The 18434-nt window shown below is 46.0% G+C and carries 13 protein-coding genes; 4 read left to right on the forward strand and 9 right to left on the reverse strand.

Going from position 1 to position 18434, the window contains the following annotated elements:
- Window positions 1-19: 19 nt before the first annotated feature.
- The 3 genes from ABEW32_RS02260 to ABEW32_RS02270 all read right to left on the reverse strand — a co-directional run bounded on the left by ABEW32_RS02260 (window position 20) and on the right by ABEW32_RS02270 (window position 6305).
- Window positions 20-1969: an acyltransferase family protein gene (locus ABEW32_RS02260; protein WP_430184312.1), complete on the reverse strand. Its 1950-nt coding sequence runs from the start codon at window positions 1967-1969 to the stop codon at window positions 20-22.
- A 271-nt stretch (window positions 1970-2240) separates the two neighbouring features.
- Window positions 2241-3590 carry a sodium-dependent transporter gene (locus tag ABEW32_RS02265; RefSeq protein ID WP_430184314.1) on the reverse strand — a complete coding sequence of 450 codons (1350 nt, stop codon included), beginning with the start codon at window positions 3588-3590 and terminating at the stop codon, window positions 2241-2243.
- 162 nt (window positions 3591-3752) lie between these two features.
- Window positions 3753-6305 (reverse strand): DUF2339 domain-containing protein, encoded by a 2553-nt coding sequence (locus tag ABEW32_RS02270; protein WP_430184316.1) that lies wholly within the window; start codon window positions 6303-6305, stop codon window positions 3753-3755.
- A gap of 598 nt (window positions 6306-6903) precedes the next feature.
- Here ABEW32_RS02270 and serS point away from each other — a divergent pair.
- Entirely contained in the window at window positions 6904-8193 is a 1290-nt protein-coding gene (serS, locus tag ABEW32_RS02275) for a serine--tRNA ligase (RefSeq protein ID WP_430184318.1), read from the forward strand.
- 113 nt (window positions 8194-8306) lie between these two features.
- Here serS and hmpA read toward each other — a convergent pair whose 3' ends face one another.
- Entirely contained in the window at window positions 8307-9536 is a 1230-nt protein-coding gene (hmpA, locus tag ABEW32_RS02280) for an NO-inducible flavohemoprotein (protein ID WP_430184320.1), read from the reverse strand.
- Between the two features lie 364 nt (window positions 9537-9900).
- Here hmpA and ABEW32_RS02285 point away from each other — a divergent pair, with 364 nt between their 5' ends.
- On the forward strand, window positions 9901-11439 hold the full coding sequence (locus ABEW32_RS02285) for a family 43 glycosylhydrolase (protein WP_430184322.1): 1539 nt from the start codon (window positions 9901-9903) through the stop codon (window positions 11437-11439).
- A 98-nt stretch (window positions 11440-11537) separates the two neighbouring features.
- On the opposite strand, the gene ABEW32_RS02290 is transcribed toward ABEW32_RS02285, so the two are convergent.
- The 5 genes from ABEW32_RS02290 to ABEW32_RS02310 all read right to left on the reverse strand — a co-directional run bounded on the left by ABEW32_RS02290 (window position 11538) and on the right by ABEW32_RS02310 (window position 16002).
- On the reverse strand, window positions 11538-12248 hold the full coding sequence (locus ABEW32_RS02290) for a GntR family transcriptional regulator (RefSeq protein WP_430184324.1): 711 nt from the start codon (window positions 12246-12248) through the stop codon (window positions 11538-11540).
- 214 nt (window positions 12249-12462) lie between these two features.
- Window positions 12463-13872 (reverse strand): glycoside hydrolase family 1 protein, encoded by a 1410-nt coding sequence (locus ABEW32_RS02295; RefSeq protein ID WP_430184670.1) that lies wholly within the window; start codon window positions 13870-13872, stop codon window positions 12463-12465.
- A gap of 74 nt (window positions 13873-13946) precedes the next feature.
- Window positions 13947-15275: a PTS cellobiose transporter subunit IIC gene (celB, locus tag ABEW32_RS02300; protein ID WP_430184326.1), complete on the reverse strand. Its 1329-nt coding sequence runs from the start codon at window positions 15273-15275 to the stop codon at window positions 13947-13949.
- An 84-nt stretch (window positions 15276-15359) separates the two neighbouring features.
- Complete coding sequence (locus tag ABEW32_RS02305; RefSeq protein ID WP_430184328.1) at window positions 15360-15692, reverse strand: PTS sugar transporter subunit IIA; 333 nt, start codon at window positions 15690-15692, stop codon at window positions 15360-15362.
- Window positions 15685-16002 (reverse strand): PTS sugar transporter subunit IIB, encoded by a 318-nt coding sequence (locus ABEW32_RS02310; RefSeq protein ID WP_013312603.1) that lies wholly within the window; start codon window positions 16000-16002, stop codon window positions 15685-15687. The genes ABEW32_RS02305 and ABEW32_RS02310 overlap by 8 nt, the downstream gene beginning before the upstream one ends.
- 312 nt (window positions 16003-16314) lie before the next feature.
- Between ABEW32_RS02310 and ABEW32_RS02315 the strand changes: the two genes are divergently transcribed.
- Together ABEW32_RS02315 and ABEW32_RS02320 are read left to right on the forward strand one after the other, a co-directional pair.
- Entirely contained in the window at window positions 16315-17028 is a 714-nt protein-coding gene (locus ABEW32_RS02315) for an SAM-dependent methyltransferase (RefSeq protein ID WP_430184330.1), read from the forward strand.
- A gap of 237 nt (window positions 17029-17265) precedes the next feature.
- A complete protein-coding gene (locus ABEW32_RS02320; protein WP_430184332.1) occupies window positions 17266-18381 on the forward strand; it encodes a WG repeat-containing protein in 1116 nt (371 codons plus the stop codon).
- The last annotated feature ends 53 nt before the right edge of the window (window positions 18382-18434 follow it).

Raw genomic sequence — 18434 nt, forward strand, 5'->3', positions numbered from 1 at the left:
ATCATTGCAGTTCTGTTCATTAAGATTGCTTCGTTAGGGCCTGAGCCAACAAAGACGCATAGGCTTTAGCGCCTTTAGGTTTTAAATGTACTCCATCATGCTCAAAATATGAGTTTTTACCGGAGCTTGCTGCATACCAGTCAATCATTGTAATTCGTGGATCTTGGGAAGCAGCCTCGGCCAGATGCTTGTTCACAATGCTCTCCCAGGGACGAGGTACACGGGTATTCACAAGTATAATACGCTTTGCATCCTTCAGGCTGGCGAGCAGATCGGATAGTTGGTCCTTGGTAAAAGCGCCGTTCGTACCCAGTTCAATAATAACTGTCTTGCCCAGCTGTCCGTTCTGTCTCAGTTGCTCCAGTACGGCAGGCGCTTCTGCCATCTGGCGGCCGATCCGTCCATCCACAACAGCCCCAGGAAAGGATTCCTGAATGTACGACTGTACATCGAGCATGACAGAGTCTCCAATGGCGGTCAAGCTCGAGCCATCGCCAGTCATTGGCTTAGCCTGTTCGGATGTGGTCGAAGATTCTGACTGCGTCGTAACGCCCCCCGTAGTACCAGCCTTGGCTGCCGTGCTTTTAGGCGTCTGGGCTTGGGATGGAGCCTTACTGTCCTTGGCTCCTTGCGGTATGGTGGCTGTAGGCTCCTTGGAGGCTACGGACACCGTGCCATGAAGCGGCGGCATCGCCTTGGCCTTGGCAATTGGCTTCTCATCAGTGGATGCTGCTGCCTGTAACGTCGCGTCAGGAGATGCTGCGTACAGGTGAACGGTACCCACACCAATACCTAAACAAAGCATTGCCGTTGCCGTTGCAGACACCCATCTCCACCGTGTGTGTCGGCGAACCGCTGCACGAATTCCTGCAATCCAATGCCGGAATCCTCCGTGCCGAATCGGTTCTTCAATATATTTAAATGAGAGAGATGCCAGCAGTACGGTAGCTATCAATTGCAAAAAGATACGCATCACATGCACACCATCGGTATCCACCTGAGGTGTCGTTAGCGTGATAACCGGAACATGCCATAGATACAGTCCGTAGGAACGGGCCCCGATCCAGCGCAGCGGCTTGCATCCAAGCAGTCGACCGAGATGGCTCACCGGGTGCGCCAACGCTGCGATTACAATCGCGGTGACCAAAGCGATCCCCAGCAAGCCTCCGCGATACAGAGAAGGATCATATTCATTCGAGGCCCACGCCCAGTGGCAAAGCAGCAACAAGCTGATTGCACCGATACCATCGAGAAGCAAGCGTGCCTTTGCAGAGGTATGCTCTTTCAGCTTGCCGCTTGGCCATACCAAAGCCAGCGCCGCACCAATCAGCAGAGCGAAGCCACGTGTATCCGTGCCATAGTATACCCGGCTCGGATCGCTTCCCGGTACGTAAATCACGGCCATCAGGAGCGCCGAGACTAACGCCAGACAAGCCACCCATCCGGCCAGTACAATACGCTTGGGCATATACTTTAACCCAAGCGCCAGCAGTAAAGGCCATAGAATATAAAACTGCTCCTCCACCGCCAGCGACCACAGATGCCCAAGCGGAGAAGGAGGGCCAAAGCTTTCAAAATACGAAACCTGATGGAAAATAAACCACCAATTGCTCATATACACCAATGCGGCAGGCACATCTCCGCGCAAGGCCGTAAGCCGTGACGGATCGAAGAGCAACGAGCAGAGGACAATGACAGCCACAACCGTTAGCATGGCAGGCAGCAACCTTCTGGCACGACGCACCCAGAAATCTTTCATTTTAAAACTATGATATGTATCCCACTGACTAACCAAAATATCTGTAATCAGATACCCTGATAAAGTAAAAAATACGCCTACACCCAACAAACCACCCGGCAACCAATCCGGATTCAGATGATACACAATGACTGCGATGACCGCCAGAGCTCTTAATCCATCCAAACCTGGCATATAACGACGTTGTGACGACAACCGATTAGACTTCATTTCAGCCGCCGTCCTTCTTGCAAATTCGAACCCTCTGTCTGTTTCAATGCTCTTCTGCCCTTTCCCTCTCCTGCACATCGTCTGTGCGATGCCCTGTAGCCTTTTCACTCATTATATAAAACTTCATAATCGTAATGATTTCATTGAAGTTAAAATTAATGACAATGTTTTTATTATATCATTCCTTTCCACAGTTAGGTAACCACTGATAGATATACAAAAAAAGGCATCTCTTCCCTTAGGAAGAAAATACCTTTTCAATTTGTATCTATTAAAATTTGATAATCCCTGAAGTATGCAGAAAGACCAGCAACATCAGGATCGGTGCAACATACCGAAGGCCGAACAACCATACACGGAACCAGAGAGGTTTGAGATTGGCATGTTCGCCAGCAGTTTTCCAGTAGTACCCTGTGAATATAACTATCAGTAAGCCACCGAGCGGCAAGAAGATGTTGGATGCTGTGAAATCAACAAAGTCAAAGAAGGATTTGTCGCCCACCTTTAGCTCTGGAACCAACCCCATCGATAATGCAGAAGGAACACCCAGCAACAGACACAGGATCGATACGATGACAACCGAGCGAACCCGGCCCCAACGGAACCGCTCCATAACATAAGCTACGGGTACCTCCAGCAGGGATACCATAGAGCCTAATGCTGCAACCGCCAGCAATACGAAGAACAAACCGCCGAAGAAAGCTCCGAAAGGCATGGCAGAGAATGCAGCTGGTAAAGCAATAAAGACCAAGGACGGTCCTTGGGCAGGGTTAATACCGAAGGAGAAGGTTGTAGGGAAAATGATCATACCTGCAATAAACGCATAGATTAAATCCCCGCCACCCACTGCCAGCATAGCTCCACCCAGCGATTGTCGACGATCCACATAAGCACCATATGTGACCATGATCCCCATCCCCAGTGAGAGGGAAAAGAAGGCATGTCCCAAAGCAACCAATGCGGACTCTATACTTAACTTAGAAAAGTCAGGATTCAAAAAGAAGGATACACCCGCACCAGAACCTGGCAGCATGAGAGCGTTAATCATCAGCACGAGCAACAGAATGACTTTAGCAGGAATCAAAATTTTATTGAACTTTTCAATTCCGTTCGATACCCCAAGGGTAACCACGACTGCTGTAAATGCAAAAACAATTAACAACCACACCAACGGTGCATAGCCGGAAGAAAATGAAGCAAACTGGCCAGCAAAATCATTATTCGAAAACAGATTTCCGCTAAATGCTTCTACAGCATAATGCAGGGTCCATCCTCCTACAATGGCATAGAACGACAAAATAACAAACGGGACGATAACAAACATAATGCTCATCTTGCCCCAAATTGGATGTCCGCCTACTTTTACCATTGCAGAAGCAGCACTTCCTCGACCTGCACGACCAAGCGCAAGCTCTGCTAAAAGCACAGGTAAACCAACAAGCAACAAGCAGACAATAAACAACAAGAAAAATGCAGCTCCGCCATATTGTCCGGTAATATACGGGAATTTCCAAATATTGCCTAATCCTGCCGCACTCCCGATCGCTGCCAAAATGAATCCAGCCGACGAGAAGCGTTCATTCTTATCAGACAGGTTATTCTGCCCCTTGCTCAAATTCATTGTATCCCCCTCATTCTCTCTACTTACGCATAAACTTGAGCATGCGTACATAAATAATTTTTTCTCATTATAGCGTAAGTAGGATGCGAGGTCATGCATAATTTTTCACTATTTCCGGATTTATTTTCATAATGTTCGGTATCTACACAATACAACAAAAAACTACATTTTTTCTTCAGTATCCTTCTTTATAATGGTCTCTCCCATACGATTGGATACTTTTTGATAAATATACGAAATGGCCAGCAATACAACCCCAAAGGAAAAATAGGCCACAATCGTACTTCCCGACGTTAACAGATGTAGATCATACAAAAGCAGCTTACCTGTCGATAGCAGGGTTAATCCTAATCCAAATCGGCGGATGTAGACCACTCGTTTGAGGAAGCCGTATACAATATACAAAATAGCCAGCAGCAGATACACTAGACTGAACGCAAGACCTGCGTCTCCCAGATGGAACTGAACTCCGAGAAAAGCGGTAATGACGCCCAGCAAATATACACCCATAATGACCGGATACAGCTCATTACTTTTATAGTGTCGGGTCATCAGTGCATTGAGGAAATCCTTGCTGCTGAAGAATACCAGTACATTAAAGGCTGCCAGTACAACCAACGCCACATAATCAGCAGCCGTATTTTGCGCATAGTCCTCATGTAAAGTAGGAATCGTTACAGTAACCACCAGTGCCAGCACATAGCCTATGACATAGAGCGCCAAGCTATAATATTTAATCACCCGATCGTACAGCAGCTTCACCTTAGGCAGGAAGTAAGCCAACACCAGGGATACGCAGGTAAACAGCAATACCCTGTACAAGGTGTAATGTGCAAACTCATCGGATACGAGGATGTTATACCAATGTCCAGCTTCATACAAAAGATAGAAGTATACGTTCACCAAAGCTACATATTTAAATCCTTGCATGATATGCATTTCGTATAAACGATTGTTTTTGAAAGCATCCGGACGGCTAAATTCGATCGCATAGAAGACAGTAACGATCAACATTCCCAGTGTAATGAGCGTATATTTGAGCCCAAAATAATCTGTCTCAAAGCCTGACAACAGATATATAGGGAAATCAATGAAAAAGAATGCGCCCAGACACAGTCCTAGAATGCCCCAGCCTGCACGCTCTAATTCTTTCAAGCGATAACGATGTCCACATAATGTAAGGAGCACTGCCTCGATTAACCAACCCATGGACAACCACTTGACTCCAAACTGGAACGGAATCATGAGAATGGCAAAGGTCAATGAGGTCGCATAAAATAATATTTTAGTTTGTTTCTCCTCTGAAATATATCGACGAACCCATTGGCCCAAGCCCCCATACACCAAGCAAAACACAAGTGCCAGTAATCCTTTGTAATCATCCAGGCCTGCATCGCCGAACAGAGAATACAGAACGGAACAGCTCACCACTGTATTCAAAGCCAACAAGGAGAAATCCAGCCATGATAGTTTTGTTTTGAATCGGAACGGCATCCACAGTGTCATCCCGAGATACATCGCAAATGTAATGATTGCATACAGCATGCTGGCTACGGCGCTTTCTGATAACCATGCGAGTACAACCATTAATGGGGTATTGAGCAGAAAGCTAATATATTGCACGATGACCCACCGTTTGCGGAAGGATACAAGCAGAATCAGCAGGTTCAGCAGGAATAGATAACCCATCGCAATATACACAGCATTTCCTTCCAGACCGTTTGCTGCCATATAGGAGAATAACGGGAGATAGCCCCCTACTAAACCAAAGGAACATATCGTTCGAGATTCATATCTTAATGACAATAGCACAGCCGTCATCGTAACTAGAACGGACAAGCCTATGCCTGTATACATTCCTATGATTTCTAGCAAAAAGTAGCTATAAAAAATGGACCCGTACAATACAGAAATACCGCCACCCAAAATACCGAGCGCAAAGGTCTGCTTCTGCTTGCGATACAACCACTCGCCGCCGCCCAGCATCAGTGCTCCTAGCAAAAAGAAGGCTACGCCCTTCATATTTCCGGTAAACCAGTTTGAGTATGAGTATTTAAAAGCAGCTCCTACACCCAAGATAATGAGCAAAATCCCCAGCTTGTTGATCCAGTTCAAGCCGAGCATCATTTCAAACTGATTCTGCTTCATGCGCTTTTGCATCGTTTCTTCGCTGATCTCTTCTTCTTCGAGCTGATGGAGCTCGTTGGCCGCCTGATGAAGCAACTTGCGCTCTGCTTCCTGAAACCGCCTGCGTTGCTCCATGATCCGGTCACGAATTTCCTCCGAGAACATTCTCAGTCTAGTGACAATCTCGTCCTGATCCTCTTTAAGCTCATGAGTGGTTTGCTGAATAAGCTGGTCCACCCGGCTTTTAGCTCCATATTCAATGGAGGTGAGCCGGTTTTCCCCTTCTGCGGTTCTGGAAGCAAAATAGGTCTCCAGCTTTTCCCGCGAAATGCGAATCATATTCGCCTTTTCGCTCAGCATTTGCTCCGTCAGCGCAGTACGCAGCTTTCCATTTTCCTGCTCAATATGTCGTACCCGCTCTTCCAAATGAACGCAGCGAGCCTGATAATCCTCGAACTTTTTTCGCAGAACCTCATTCTCCAGAATGATATCTGAAGCTTCGTAATCTGCGATTAATGTTTGATACTCCTTGAGCAGCTTGTTCTGTTCTTGGCGAATCGTATGTAAACGATCTTTAAAATCCTCCATGTTCCCCTCCATCGCTGTCGTTTGGTAATCATTACATTTTACATGAAATTAAAATAGCATTATAGAGACTATAGCCCATTTTGAACGCTGAATTGAAGCTATTACTTAAATATTCTTCCAGTTTCATCATTGCAGATGAAGTAGAATGGATATACATAAGAAATAAAGCCTACCTTTTCCCTTCGCAAATATGAAACCCACTTTTTACTTGTTTCCACTTATCTTAATTGTATTGTGTATTTATTTTTATTGGAAAGATCATGTTGAAAAAAGGAAGTAATCCAGTGTACTGACTCATGCCCTTGATTAACTTGCCAAAAATCCGTATACTAACAAAAAAGCAAACGACATTGTGCCTGTGAAGAGCATCCAACTCGGAGGCGTTTACGCCAAGGATTATACGTTAATGTACGATATAGCGATATGTTCCTAAGTAGACCGGACCCGCCCGTTAAAGCGGAGCAAAGTGGATTGGAGAGTCATGACATTTGTTATGCTGTCCGGTCAATTTGGGTGGCACCGCGAGATCAAAGCGCTCCTCGTCCCATGTGGATAAGGGCGCTTTTTGTATTTTTATCCGAAAAAGGAGTGCGGTGTCATGCTAGATATCAAGTGGATTAGAGAGCATCAGGAGCAGGTTCAGAGAGCAGCAGACAATAAAAGAATACAGGTATCGGTCGCGGAGCTGTTGACCCTGGATGATCGGAGAAAGCAGCTGCTTCAGGAAGTGGAGCAGCTTCGTCAGACACGCAATCAGTGTAGTCAGGATATTGGGGCGCTAATTCAGGCCGGAAAAAATGAACAAGCGGATAAGGCTAAGCAGCAGGTCAAGGAAATTAACGGACGGCTAGATCTTCTGGAAGCCCCGCAACAGGAAGTAGAGCAACAGTTTCAACAGCTCTTGCTTCTAATGCCTAATATCGTATCGCCAGATACGCCGCAAGGCCAATCGGATCAAGATAATATAGAACTGGAACGGGTCGGAACGATACCCGACTTTGGGTTTGAACCCAAGGATCATATGACGCTCGGCCAGCTTCACAACCTGATCGACGTGCCTCGCGGTGTCAAAACAGCTGGTACCCGTAATTATTATCTGACGGGAGCAGGGGTCGCGTTGCACCGAGCTGTGCAGCAGCTTGCTGTTGATGTGCTAAGCGAACGAGGCTTTCAGCTGTTAGATGTTCCATTAATGGTACGCTCGGAGGCAATGCGCAGCACTGGCTTTTTCCCTCTCGGGCTGGATCAGACATACCGCATCGCAGGGGAGGATCAATGGCTAGTAGGCACCTCGGAGGTTCCGCTAGTCTCGTATTACAGCGGTGAGATTGTGGACGTTACGGACCCAATTCGGCTGGCAGCCGTATCCGTATGCTTCCGCAACGAGGTTGGCTCGGCTGGAAGGGACGTGCACGGGCTGTACCGTGTGCACCAGTTTGCCAAGGTGGAACAGGTCATAATCTGTGAAGCGAGTCTGGAAGCTTCAGAGCAGATGTTTGAGGAGATTACGCGCAATGCGGAAGATCTGCTTCAACTGTTGGAGCTGCCTTACCGCAAGATGGCTGTCTGTACAGGCGACATGTCGCAAAAAACCTACAAGCAGGTGGACATTGAGACTTGGATGCCTAGCCGACAGGCTTATGGGGAGACGCATTCGTCGTCCCAGCTGCTTGATTTTCAGGCGCGTCGTTCCAACATCCGGTACCGTGATGCGAACGGCAAGCTACAATATTGTTACACCCTCAACAATACAGCGGTCGCTTCGCCTCGGATCTTGATCCCGTTGCTAGAGCATCACCAACAGGAGGACGGTTCGATCTGCATTCCAGAAGCTTTACGCCCGTATATGCCGCAACATATAGAATTTTTGCGTCCGCCCGTGCTATGAGCGCACGAACCACACGAACACACTATGAAGCGTAAAGCCCAATGATAGGATTTCCTCATGGTGATAAGCACAAAAAAGACGAAGGATAACGATCCTTCGTCTTTTTTGATGGCTCACTGCGCTTCTGCTTCCCATGCACTAGCAGGGCCAAAAAATTCATAATGGATATCCGATGCAGGGATATTCCACTCCTTCAACAGGCTGTATACCGATTGCATGAATCCCACAGGACCGCAAAAGTAATATTGCGCATTACGTTCCGGTATTACGGATTGCAGCCAGGCCAGATCCAAACGTCCTTCCTTGTGAAAAGCCTGGACTAGACGATCCTGCTCGGTTGGTCGGCTGTAGCACCACCGAACGGCGGCTTGTGCATGTGTGGCGACCAGCTTTTCCACCTCATTACGCAAAGCATGGTTATCTCCGTTGACTGCTGCGTGGACAAAGGTGACGGGCCGATCTGGAGCAGACTTCACCAAGGAAGCCAGCATACTGACCATCGGGGTTAGCCCGACTCCACCGCTAATCAATACAACAGGTCTGCGATCTGTCTGATCCAGTGTAAAATCGCCCGCAGGTGCAGACACCCGCAGCACATCGCCCTCCTGCACCTGCTCATGCAGATACACAGATACTTTACCCGCTGGGCGGGACCCAACGGCGTCCTCGCGTTTTACGGATATCCGGTAGTAAGGTTGGCCCGGTGCATCGGAAAGGCTATATTGACGAATATGGGTGTTATGTTCACCCGGAATCTGCATCTGCAAACTGATATATTGTCCAGGTTCGAATGTAGGCAACACCTGTCCATCCTGCGGCACCAGATAAAAAGACGTAATTTGATCGCTTTCCTTAACCTTTTTCTGCACAACAAAGTTCTTAAAGTCTGACCAGCCTCCCTGTTGCTGTTCAGCATTCTTGTACATTTCAGCTTCCACACTTATAAATACATTCGCAATCACACCATAGGCTTCGGCCCAGGCATTGATGATCTCATCTGTTGCTGCATCCCCTAGCACGTCCTTGATCGCAGCGAGCAAGTATTTTCCGACGATAGGATAATGCTCGGGCTTAATTCCCAAACTGCGATGCTTATGCGCAATCTGACGTACCACCGGAAGAATTTCCTCCAGACGGTCAATGTGCTGTGCGGCCGCATATACAGCATTGGCTAGCGCGCCTTGTTGACGTCCTTGCTTTTGATTCGCATGATTAAATATATTAAGAAGCTCGGGATGGGCCTCGAACATCATCTGGTAAAAACGCTTGGTGATTGTAGTTCCGTGTACCTCTAAAACAGGTACAGTCGATTTGATCGTTGCAATGGTTTGCTCACTTAGCATCTTTGTATCCCTCTTCTCTCCAAAATAAGATGAACAAAGGACATCTCAATATACGTCCCATTTGTTAACCCTTAATACAAAGCCCAGTATACCCACATGAAGGAACTGTTTATGTGATTACAGTCACTTTAAATTTGAATTATTCGAACATGTCAATGACAAAACGCACAATCGTTACCACCTTAATCAACCTTTTAATTGACAATACGCTATTAAATTCATTTCAAATTATTTTTATCTCGTTATTCTAAAGACTTCAATTTATTCCACTTGTAAACGCTTCCAATTGCGATAAAATCTAGATTAGTACCGGACAAGCTGTTCCCGGGCCATTCTATTCGTTTTAAGGGAGGCAGATGATATCGTGAAGTGGATCAATAGCAAATGGCTAGGCGCATGGATATGCCTTATACTCGCGGCGGTGGGTACGGGGCTTCAACCTGATGCAGCCCATGCCAGTATGACAGGTGTGACCGAGGCAACCTATGGGACTGAAGCGGACCAAGCACTGAATGGTTTGGATGCCGTCAATGCCAAACTATCACTGAGCGCAACAACAAGCACAGCTATTACGAACGGAACAGATTGGAAGGACACTGCTGGGAACCCGATTCAGGCGAATAGCGGTAATATCCTAAAAGTAGGCTCCACTTATTATTGGTACGGAGAGCACGCTGAGAACTGGAAATTTGAAAAAGTGAACGTATATACCTCGACTGATTTGAAGAATTGGTCCTTCCGCAGTAGTATCCTCACCAAAGATTCCGCTCCTGAGCTGAATTCGAGCAAAATCGAGCGGCCTAAAGTCATTTACAACAAATCCACCGGAAAATATGTACTATGGGCACACTATGAAAATGGCACAGACTACTCACTCGGTCGCGTAGCTGTTGCCACCAGCGATACACCCGACGGGAACTTTACCTACCAAGGCAGCTTCCGCCCGCTGAATTATGAATCTCGTGATATGACGGTGTTCACAGATACCGACGGTAGCGGTTACCTCATTACAGCTTCACGTAAAAATGGCGGCGCCAATGATACAATGGCGATTTTCAAGCTAACAGCCGATTATACAGGCGTGCAGTCGTTCGTTGGCTGGATTTTTGAAAATGGATATCGCGAAGCCCCCGCTGTTGTGAAAAAGAACAACACCTACTACCTGTTCACCTCGCAGGCATCCGGCTGGTATCCGAATCAGGGTGCTTATGCAACCGCCAGCTCCATGACTGGAAGCTGGTCTGCTCTGTCGCCTTTCGGTGATCCGGCAGCTTACGGTTCGCAGATCCATTCCATCGCCACAATTACAGGCAGCGCAGGAACCAGTTACATCTATATGGGCGATCGATGGAACCCGCTCAATCTGAGCGATCACAAATTCATCTGGTTACCACTGACCCTGAATGACTCCAATAAAACGGCTACCCTGAACTGGTACAGTAGCTGGGATTGGGATGCTGCAACAAGCACAGTCATCCTGCCATCCCTTGTGAATCACGCGCAAGGCAAAACAGCTACTGCCAGTTCAGCCGCATCCGCTTCCCCGGCCTCACTGGCGAACGACGGCAATCCCCAAACCTCATGGAAGGCTACATCTGCATCTTGGCCTGCTTGGTGGCAGGTGGATTTGGGCAGTACCAAGACAATTAGCGAAGTGGATATTTCATGGTTTATGTACAAAGGATCTGAGGCATATTATAAGTATAAGATCGAATATAGTACGGATGGCGTTAATTATTCCACCATTGACCGCACGAGCAATACTGCTTACGGCTTTACCAGTGACAAAGTAAATTTTCAAGCCCGTTACGTGCGAATCAATCTTGTAAATGCAGTGCTATTCAATAATCCGAACAACTGGTATACTCCGACGGTGCATGAAGTGAGATTGCTTGGCAATTAATTTGCTTCATTAAAAAGAACATGGCAGGAGAGTGCCCACATCAGTTAGGCCTTCTTCTGCCATGCTTGTGCTTTACCATCCGTCTCTTACTCACTGGCTCAACGCATCCGATTCACTGTGGTAAACACAAATTTATCATACCGATGGCGCGAGAATGAGTATTCAAATGGTATCCCCGTATCCAGATAACCCACTTGCTCAATTTCCAAGATTGGGTCATCCGCTGCACAGTCCAGATGCTCCCGATCCAGTTCCGTCGACTTGGATGCCCGGATGGTACGATGTGAACCCACAATATTAAGGCCCAGTTCCTCCTTAATATGTTTGTACACCGAGCCATACAGCACGTCCTCGGTAATACCGCTAATTAGCTTGGTTGGCATGTATGTGCGCTCGATAACATAAGGCTCACCTTCCACAATACGCAGACGGATCACATGATATACAGGAGAATTGACGTCAATAAACAGATGAGTTGCTACTTCCTCGGATGGAAATTGAACGTCAAAGGCTATGATTTTACTTTTGATTTCTTTCCCGCGCAGTACGTTGGTCAGCCCCAGCATTTCATTCACAACGACATTAACCGGGCCATTGTAGACCGATTTGACGATAAAGGTCCCGTGTCCTCTTTTACGATTCAACAGTCCGTCCATCACCAATGTGTCCAATGCCCTCTTAATCGTCATTCGACTTACACGAAACTCTTTGGCCAGTGAGATCTCATCGGGGATCGGATCATCACTGCTATAGGTCTTATTCATGATACGCTCTTTGACCTCTTGTGCAATCCGCTCGTATTTGTTCATCTGTCTACCACCTGTACTAAAAATTGTTTTATATCAGCATTTTACCAAAACATCGGTAGCGCTGGTTTTTCTGTTCTGCAGGCGGGACGTTAAGGTATTACGGTATAAGTAAGTATACCGAACATTATACTTTCTCACCAGCGGTATACAGCACAGCTTCCCTTGCAACAATGAAGAAAAAAAGGCGGTCCAAAGGACCACCTACCACCCTGTTTTAGAATCCGTTATTTTCGATCACCTGTTTGAACCAGTACCCACTCTGCTTAACGGATCTTTTACCCTCGTTCTGAAGATCCACGGATACAAAGCCGTAGCGATTCTTATAAGCGTTCGTCCAGGACCAGTTGTCCATAAACGTCCATAAGTGATAGCCTTTCACATTGGAGCCTTCTGTGATGGCTCGTTGGACCCATTTTAGATGCTCACGGATAAAATCAATACGATATTCATCGTGGATCATACCCTGTTCATCTCTGAATTTTTCTTCACCTTGAACGCCCATTCCGTTTTCAGAAATGAAACATTCAATATTGCCGTAATTTTCTCTGACATTGGTCAGAATATCGTAAATGCCCTTCTCATAAATCTCCCAGCCCCGCATCTCATTCATCTTACGACCAGGCATGGCGTAATAATCAAAGAATCGTTCTGGCACAAAAGGCGCATCTGGATTCGGCAGACTTTCGCGGGCCTTAACTCTGCGTGGCTGATAATAGTTAATCCCCAGCAGATCTACAGTACCCTGGCGTATAATTTCCCGATCTCCGTCTTCCATGCTTGGTACAAATCCCTCTTGGCGTAACAGCTCCACGAGCAATGGATTAAATTTTCCCGTCACAGATGGGTCTAAAAAGGAGCGGTTAAAGAACGCGTCGCATATTTCAGCAGCCCGCACGTCTGCTGGATGCTGACTACGCGGATAGCTTGGCGTCAGGTTCAAAATAATACCGATTTTGCCCTTATAGCCACCTTCTCTGTAAGCCTTAATGGCACTCGCGCTCGATAACAGGGTATGATATCCCACCTGTACAGCTTTACCGAAATCCACTTCATTCGGATAGTGGAAATCGTATAAATAGCCGCCTTCCACCGGGACAATTGGCTCGTTATGCGTAAACCATTTGGCTACACGATCCCCGAACAACTCGAAGCAAGTGTTCGCGTAATCGACGTAAGCCTCGACCGTCTCCCGGTTTACCCAGCCTCCTTTTTCCTGTAAAGCCATCGGCAAATCAAAATGATACAAATTCACAAACGGTTCAATACCCGCCTGGTGCAACTCTTCAATGACGGAATTATAAAATTGGACCGCTTGTTGGTTTATTTCGCCTCTCCCTGCCGGAAACAGACGTGACCAGGAAATAGAGAACCGGAAAGAGTTGTGGCCAAGCTCTTTCATAAGTGCAATATCCTCTTTATAACGGGTATAGAAACGAGATGTATCGGCAGGACCGACCCCGTCATAGAAACGGTTCGGCTCCTGCTCAAACCAGTAATCCCAAATGTTCGGTCCTTTGCCGTCTCCCTCCACAGTTCCTTCTGTCTGGGTAGCCGAAGCTGAGGAACCCCACCAGAAGTCGGTTGGAAAACGGTATTGAATGGCTTGCTGCTCTATATCTTTCATTTCGGTATGATTCACAGCTCTACTCCTCTCTCTTTTGCAAAGAACAAGTCCACTACACTAGCAGCTCATTCACGTTACATTCCAATAGTTTGATCCTTACCCGCAACGGCTGCTTGTTTAAGCTCTTCTTCCTGCTCTTTACGAACGTTCATCCGATCAATAATTTTCAGGAATGGGAACCAGATGACAAAGACGACAGCCATATTAAACAACTGCAGTATGCCTCCCATTAGAGAACCCGTAGCCATCATTCCACTAAAGAACAACGGCATCGTCCAAGGAACCTGTATCCCGTTGGGCGGCGGTACAATCCCCGTAGTCATGGCAAAGTAAGTAATCAGCGTAACGATCATTGGAGCAATAACCCATGGGACGAAAATAAGCGGATTCATCACAATCGGCAGACCGAATATGACGGGTTCGTTGACATTAAACAGACCCGGTCCAAGGGCCAGCTTACTGACCTGCTTCAATTGCTTGCTCTTCAGGAAGATCAGAATCGTAAGCACGACAGCCAGTGTCATACCTGTACCACCGATACCTACTGTGTAAATATCCACAAACTGCTTGGTGATAATATGCGGCAATTCTGCTCCTTTGGAGTACGCCTCATAGTTTTCGAGTGCCAGCGTATTCCAGATTGGGTCCATAACCGAGTTAATAATAATTTGACCATGAAGCCCAAAGAACCATAAAAGCTGCACAAAGAAAATAGCAATTAATGTAGGAATAATACCACTGCCCAAATGCACCAGAGGTGCCTGTACAGCATGATAAATCAGATCATGCAGGTTATTATGAAGAGTCAGTGTAACTACAACATTGATGATCAAAAATATGCCCAATGTGATACATGCCGGAAGCAAAGCGGCAAACGATTTGGCAACTGCTGGCGGAACGCCTGGAGGCATTTTAATGACAAAATTCCGTTGTGTCACTCTTCGGTATATCTCAGCCGCGATAAAGGCGACGATCATACCAAGGAACATGCCTTTGGCACCGATCCGATCCACTGGAATGACTCCAGCAATTGTGGCACCGCTTTCTTGTGTCAGTACAAACGGTGTGAGCATCAAGAAGCTGGCCAACGCGATCATGCCACCGAATATGGGCTCGACCTTATAACTCCGAGATAGATAATAACCAATCCCGACGATGACAAATAAGGTCATAATATTCAGTGTGGCATTAGGCGCAATGTTCAGCAGACTGCTAAAAGTCGCATAATTGCCGTCGCCCATCCACCCTTTTAGAAACGGCAGATTGATAATAACGACGATGATGGAGCCAAAAACTGTTAATGGAAATGACAGCATGAATGCATCACGCAGTACACTAAGATAGCGGTTGTTGTTCAGTTTACCGGCAATAGGTATCAGTATCCGGCTTAATTTTTCAAACAAAGCCTATTCCTCCCCGCGAAGTGACTTGCATCAATAGGGTTGCAAGCATTTCATGTCCCAAAATTCACAAATTTACAGGTCTAGCTATAAACTTCTGGATTTGAACAGCTCCAGCAGTTCTTGGACCAAATCCTTCATGGTAGCCGTGGACATCAAATGATCCTCGGCATGCATCAAGAGGAGCGAGAAGGGAGTTTGGGTTCCTCCCGCTTCCTTCTTAACCATTTGAAAATGAATATCATGTGCAGCACGTAAATCCTGCTTGGCTTCTTTGAGCAGTTCGTCTGCACCTTCTACATTTTCATTTCTGTATTCAGTCAACGCCTGAATCACTTTACTGCGAGCGCTTCCACTATGCAAAATAAGCTGGAAACTAATTTGTTCTTCCGTCAGATCAGCTATATTAACTTTATCCATTTTTACGTTCCACCAGCTTCACAGCCTGTTCGTAGGCTTTCTTACCGTCAACCATTCCATATGCCATCATGTCAATCACTTCTACATGAATACCATATTGGGCTGCTTCCTTTTCCAACTGTCCTTTAAGAAAACTCATTTGCGGGCCGATCAATACAGCGTCAGCCTTAGCCATATCTTCTGCAGCTTGGTCTTGACCTACTGCCCAAATCTCAGCCTCGTCTCCAATGGACTTAGCATAATCCTGCATCTTGGTAACCAGCAAACTTGTAGACATACCTGAGCTGCACGCCAGTAAAATTTTCTTCATGATTGTTCCTTCCCTTCAAGGTCTGATTGGATGATAACTACTAGAAAACGTTTACAGCGTAATTATAAATCCGCTTTTCGGATTTGTCTATACATTTAACATATATGTATAGACTTTTTTTAAAATGACACATTTTCTTCTTTTTTATGAAAATAAACTGATCCCTTCCCTTTAATCTCTCAAAATAATCGATGATCACTTTAAGAGGTTCTACCCATGATATGTTATTCGATTCTGTAAAATGTTAACATGAGCTTACGGAGTAAACTTGATCACCCCTCCGTAGCCAAAGAATAGCTGAGGTGAGAAGAGATGAGTAGAGATGAGACGAGTCAAAGTAAAACCAAGCAAGAACTGGATCGGATTGTGTTCATCGGTCGCACGTTTGAGGAGTACGTACAAATGTTCAATTTGCACATGTCCGAACTTGAAGGCAAAAAGATTTTGGACTGTCCTGCGGGAGCATGTTCATTCACTGCTCTGGGCACCAAATCCTCGTTGGATATCACCGCAAGTGATATCGCCTATGATCACCAGATTGATGATCTACAACGTAAAGGCCTATTGGATATTGAGCATGCAATGGAAACGTTAGAACGTGCAAAAGATAATTATGTCTGGAGCTGTTATGGAGATGTGCAAGGGCTTAGCGAGCAGCGGCATCAAGCACTCCAAGATTGCACACAGGATATGAGAAAGCACCCAGAACGCTACGTTGCTGCGGTACTGCCGGAGCTCCCCTTTGGGGATGAACAGTTTAATATTGTGCTGTCTGCCCATTTTCTATTTATGTATAGTGATCGACTCGACTATGAGTTTCATAAAAAGACGGTACACGAACTGCTGCGAGTGGCTTCAGAGGAAGTCCGCATTTTTCCTCTGACCGATTTAACAGGCACTCGTTACACTATGCTAGATCGTTTGATTTTTGAGCTGGAGGCAGAAGGCTTACGGGTGACGGAGGCCAGAGTCCCGTATGAGTTTATGCGTAACGGCAACTCTCTGCTGAGCATTCGGAAAATATAGGGCAGGTTTAGTTGTAGAGGGAGCAAGCTAATCGCTTGCTCCCTTCTTGGTTATAGAGATAAAAATAGTAAGCACCCTACTTGGAAGCAGAGCCTTCACAGGCTGAGAATTAGAAAAATTTTGAATATCAAGAAACATTCCTACATTTTTATCGTCTATATTATGGAAGGCCTTACGTATGAGGGCAGAATTATTTGAAGCCCAAAGTTAAAAATCAACCCACAAAGGAGCTTATGCATGTTGAAAAAGTTAGGATTAGCTGCATTGATTTTGGTTACTGGCATCTCTGTTATTGGAACAGGTTGGGCCGCACCCAGCACAACAGCCATTGAAGTCTCTAAAACTGCTGTAGATTACAACATTGCTCGTCCTTCAAGCGATGGCGCTTTTCACGATGGCTTATTGGCCGCTGAAACATCTGCCGGAAACCTTGTGTATTACAATACCAAAGGTCAAAAGGCTTTCTCTCTTCCCGCCGAGCTTAAACCTGTCGGTGATTTTCAGGAGCAACGAGCTGTAGTCAAAAATACAAAAACCAATCTCTATGGATACATTAATACCAAAGGAACACTGGTTATTCCCTGCCAATATACTGAGGCCAATGTCTTTTCCGAAGGCAAAGCCAAGGTCACCATAGCGGATACCAAAGAAAATGCAATTATAGATCGAACGGGAAAAATCCTTTCTCATTTTAAAGAAAATGTGGACTCAGAATATGTATTTACAGAAGGTCTGGCCCTTGCCTATGCCCCTAACACTGGGAAGATTGGTTTTGTGAATGCTTCCGGTAAGCTAGCGATCCCTTATCAATACAAATACAGCCGTAGTTTCTCGGATGGCCTGGCTATTGTTCAAAATAGCAAGGGGCTATACGGTTATATCAATACGGCAGGAAAAGAAGTCATTCCACCTCAATACAAATCCGGCGGAGACTTCGCGGAAGGATTGGCTCCAGTACAAAATGCCAAGGGTAAATGGGGATTCATCAATAAGCAGGGAAAAGTCGTGATTCCCTTTAAGTTTATGGATGCACAGGATTTTAGCGAGGGCTTGGCCAGTGTGAAAAATGCGAAAAATGAGGTTGGGTTTATTGATAAAACCGGAACATTGGTCATTAAATATCAACAAAAATATGATGTTACATCTCCATTCAAGGAAGGCATTGCTTTAGTTGGTAAACAAGCAAACTCATCTGTCTCGGACGGAAAATTCGGTTACATCAATCGCCAAGGTCAACTGCTGACCAAGCTTGAATATAGATCGGAATCTTCTTCCTTCTCTAATGGTTATGCTGTTGCTTTTGTCAAGCCAGGCAAAGCCTTCATTGTATCCAAACCTGCTGTTTCAAAATAAAAAATAACCCTGGAGGCAGATCGAATGGATCTGCTTCCAGGGTTATTTAGATT

It is taken from the genome of Paenibacillus jamilae, from assembly GCF_050482105.1.
Classification (GTDB): domain Bacteria; phylum Bacillota; class Bacilli; order Paenibacillales; family Paenibacillaceae; genus Paenibacillus; species Paenibacillus jamilae_B.

Excerpts from the sequence above, each read along its gene's own strand:
- ABEW32_RS02290 (WP_430184324.1), bottom strand. The coding sequence starts at position 12,248 with ATGAACAAATACGAGCGGATTGCACAAGAGGTCAAAGAGCGTATCATG.
- serS (WP_430184318.1), top strand. The coding sequence starts at position 6,904 with ATGCTAGATATCAAGTGGATTAGAGAGCATCAGGAGCAGGTTCAGAGA.
- hmpA (WP_430184320.1), bottom strand. The coding sequence starts at position 9,536 with ATGCTAAGTGAGCAAACCATTGCAACGATCAAATCGACTGTACCTGTT.
- ABEW32_RS02265 (WP_430184314.1), bottom strand. The coding sequence starts at position 3,590 with ATGAATTTGAGCAAGGGGCAGAATAACCTGTCTGATAAGAATGAACGC.
- ABEW32_RS02260 (WP_430184312.1), bottom strand. The coding sequence starts at position 1,969 with ATGAAGTCTAATCGGTTGTCGTCACAACGTCGTTATATGCCAGGTTTG.
- ABEW32_RS02320 (WP_430184332.1), top strand. The coding sequence starts at position 17,266 with ATGTTGAAAAAGTTAGGATTAGCTGCATTGATTTTGGTTACTGGCATC.
- ABEW32_RS02270 (WP_430184316.1), bottom strand. The coding sequence starts at position 6,305 with ATGGAGGATTTTAAAGATCGTTTACATACGATTCGCCAAGAACAGAAC.
- ABEW32_RS02295 (WP_430184670.1), bottom strand. The coding sequence starts at position 13,872 with ATGAAAGATATAGAGCAGCAAGCCATTCAATACCGTTTTCCAACCGAC.
- ABEW32_RS02305 (WP_430184328.1), bottom strand. The coding sequence starts at position 15,692 with ATGGATAAAGTTAATATAGCTGATCTGACGGAAGAACAAATTAGTTTC.
- ABEW32_RS02315 (WP_430184330.1), top strand. The coding sequence starts at position 16,315 with ATGAGTAGAGATGAGACGAGTCAAAGTAAAACCAAGCAAGAACTGGAT.
- ABEW32_RS02310 (WP_013312603.1), bottom strand. The coding sequence starts at position 16,002 with ATGAAGAAAATTTTACTGGCGTGCAGCTCAGGTATGTCTACAAGTTTG.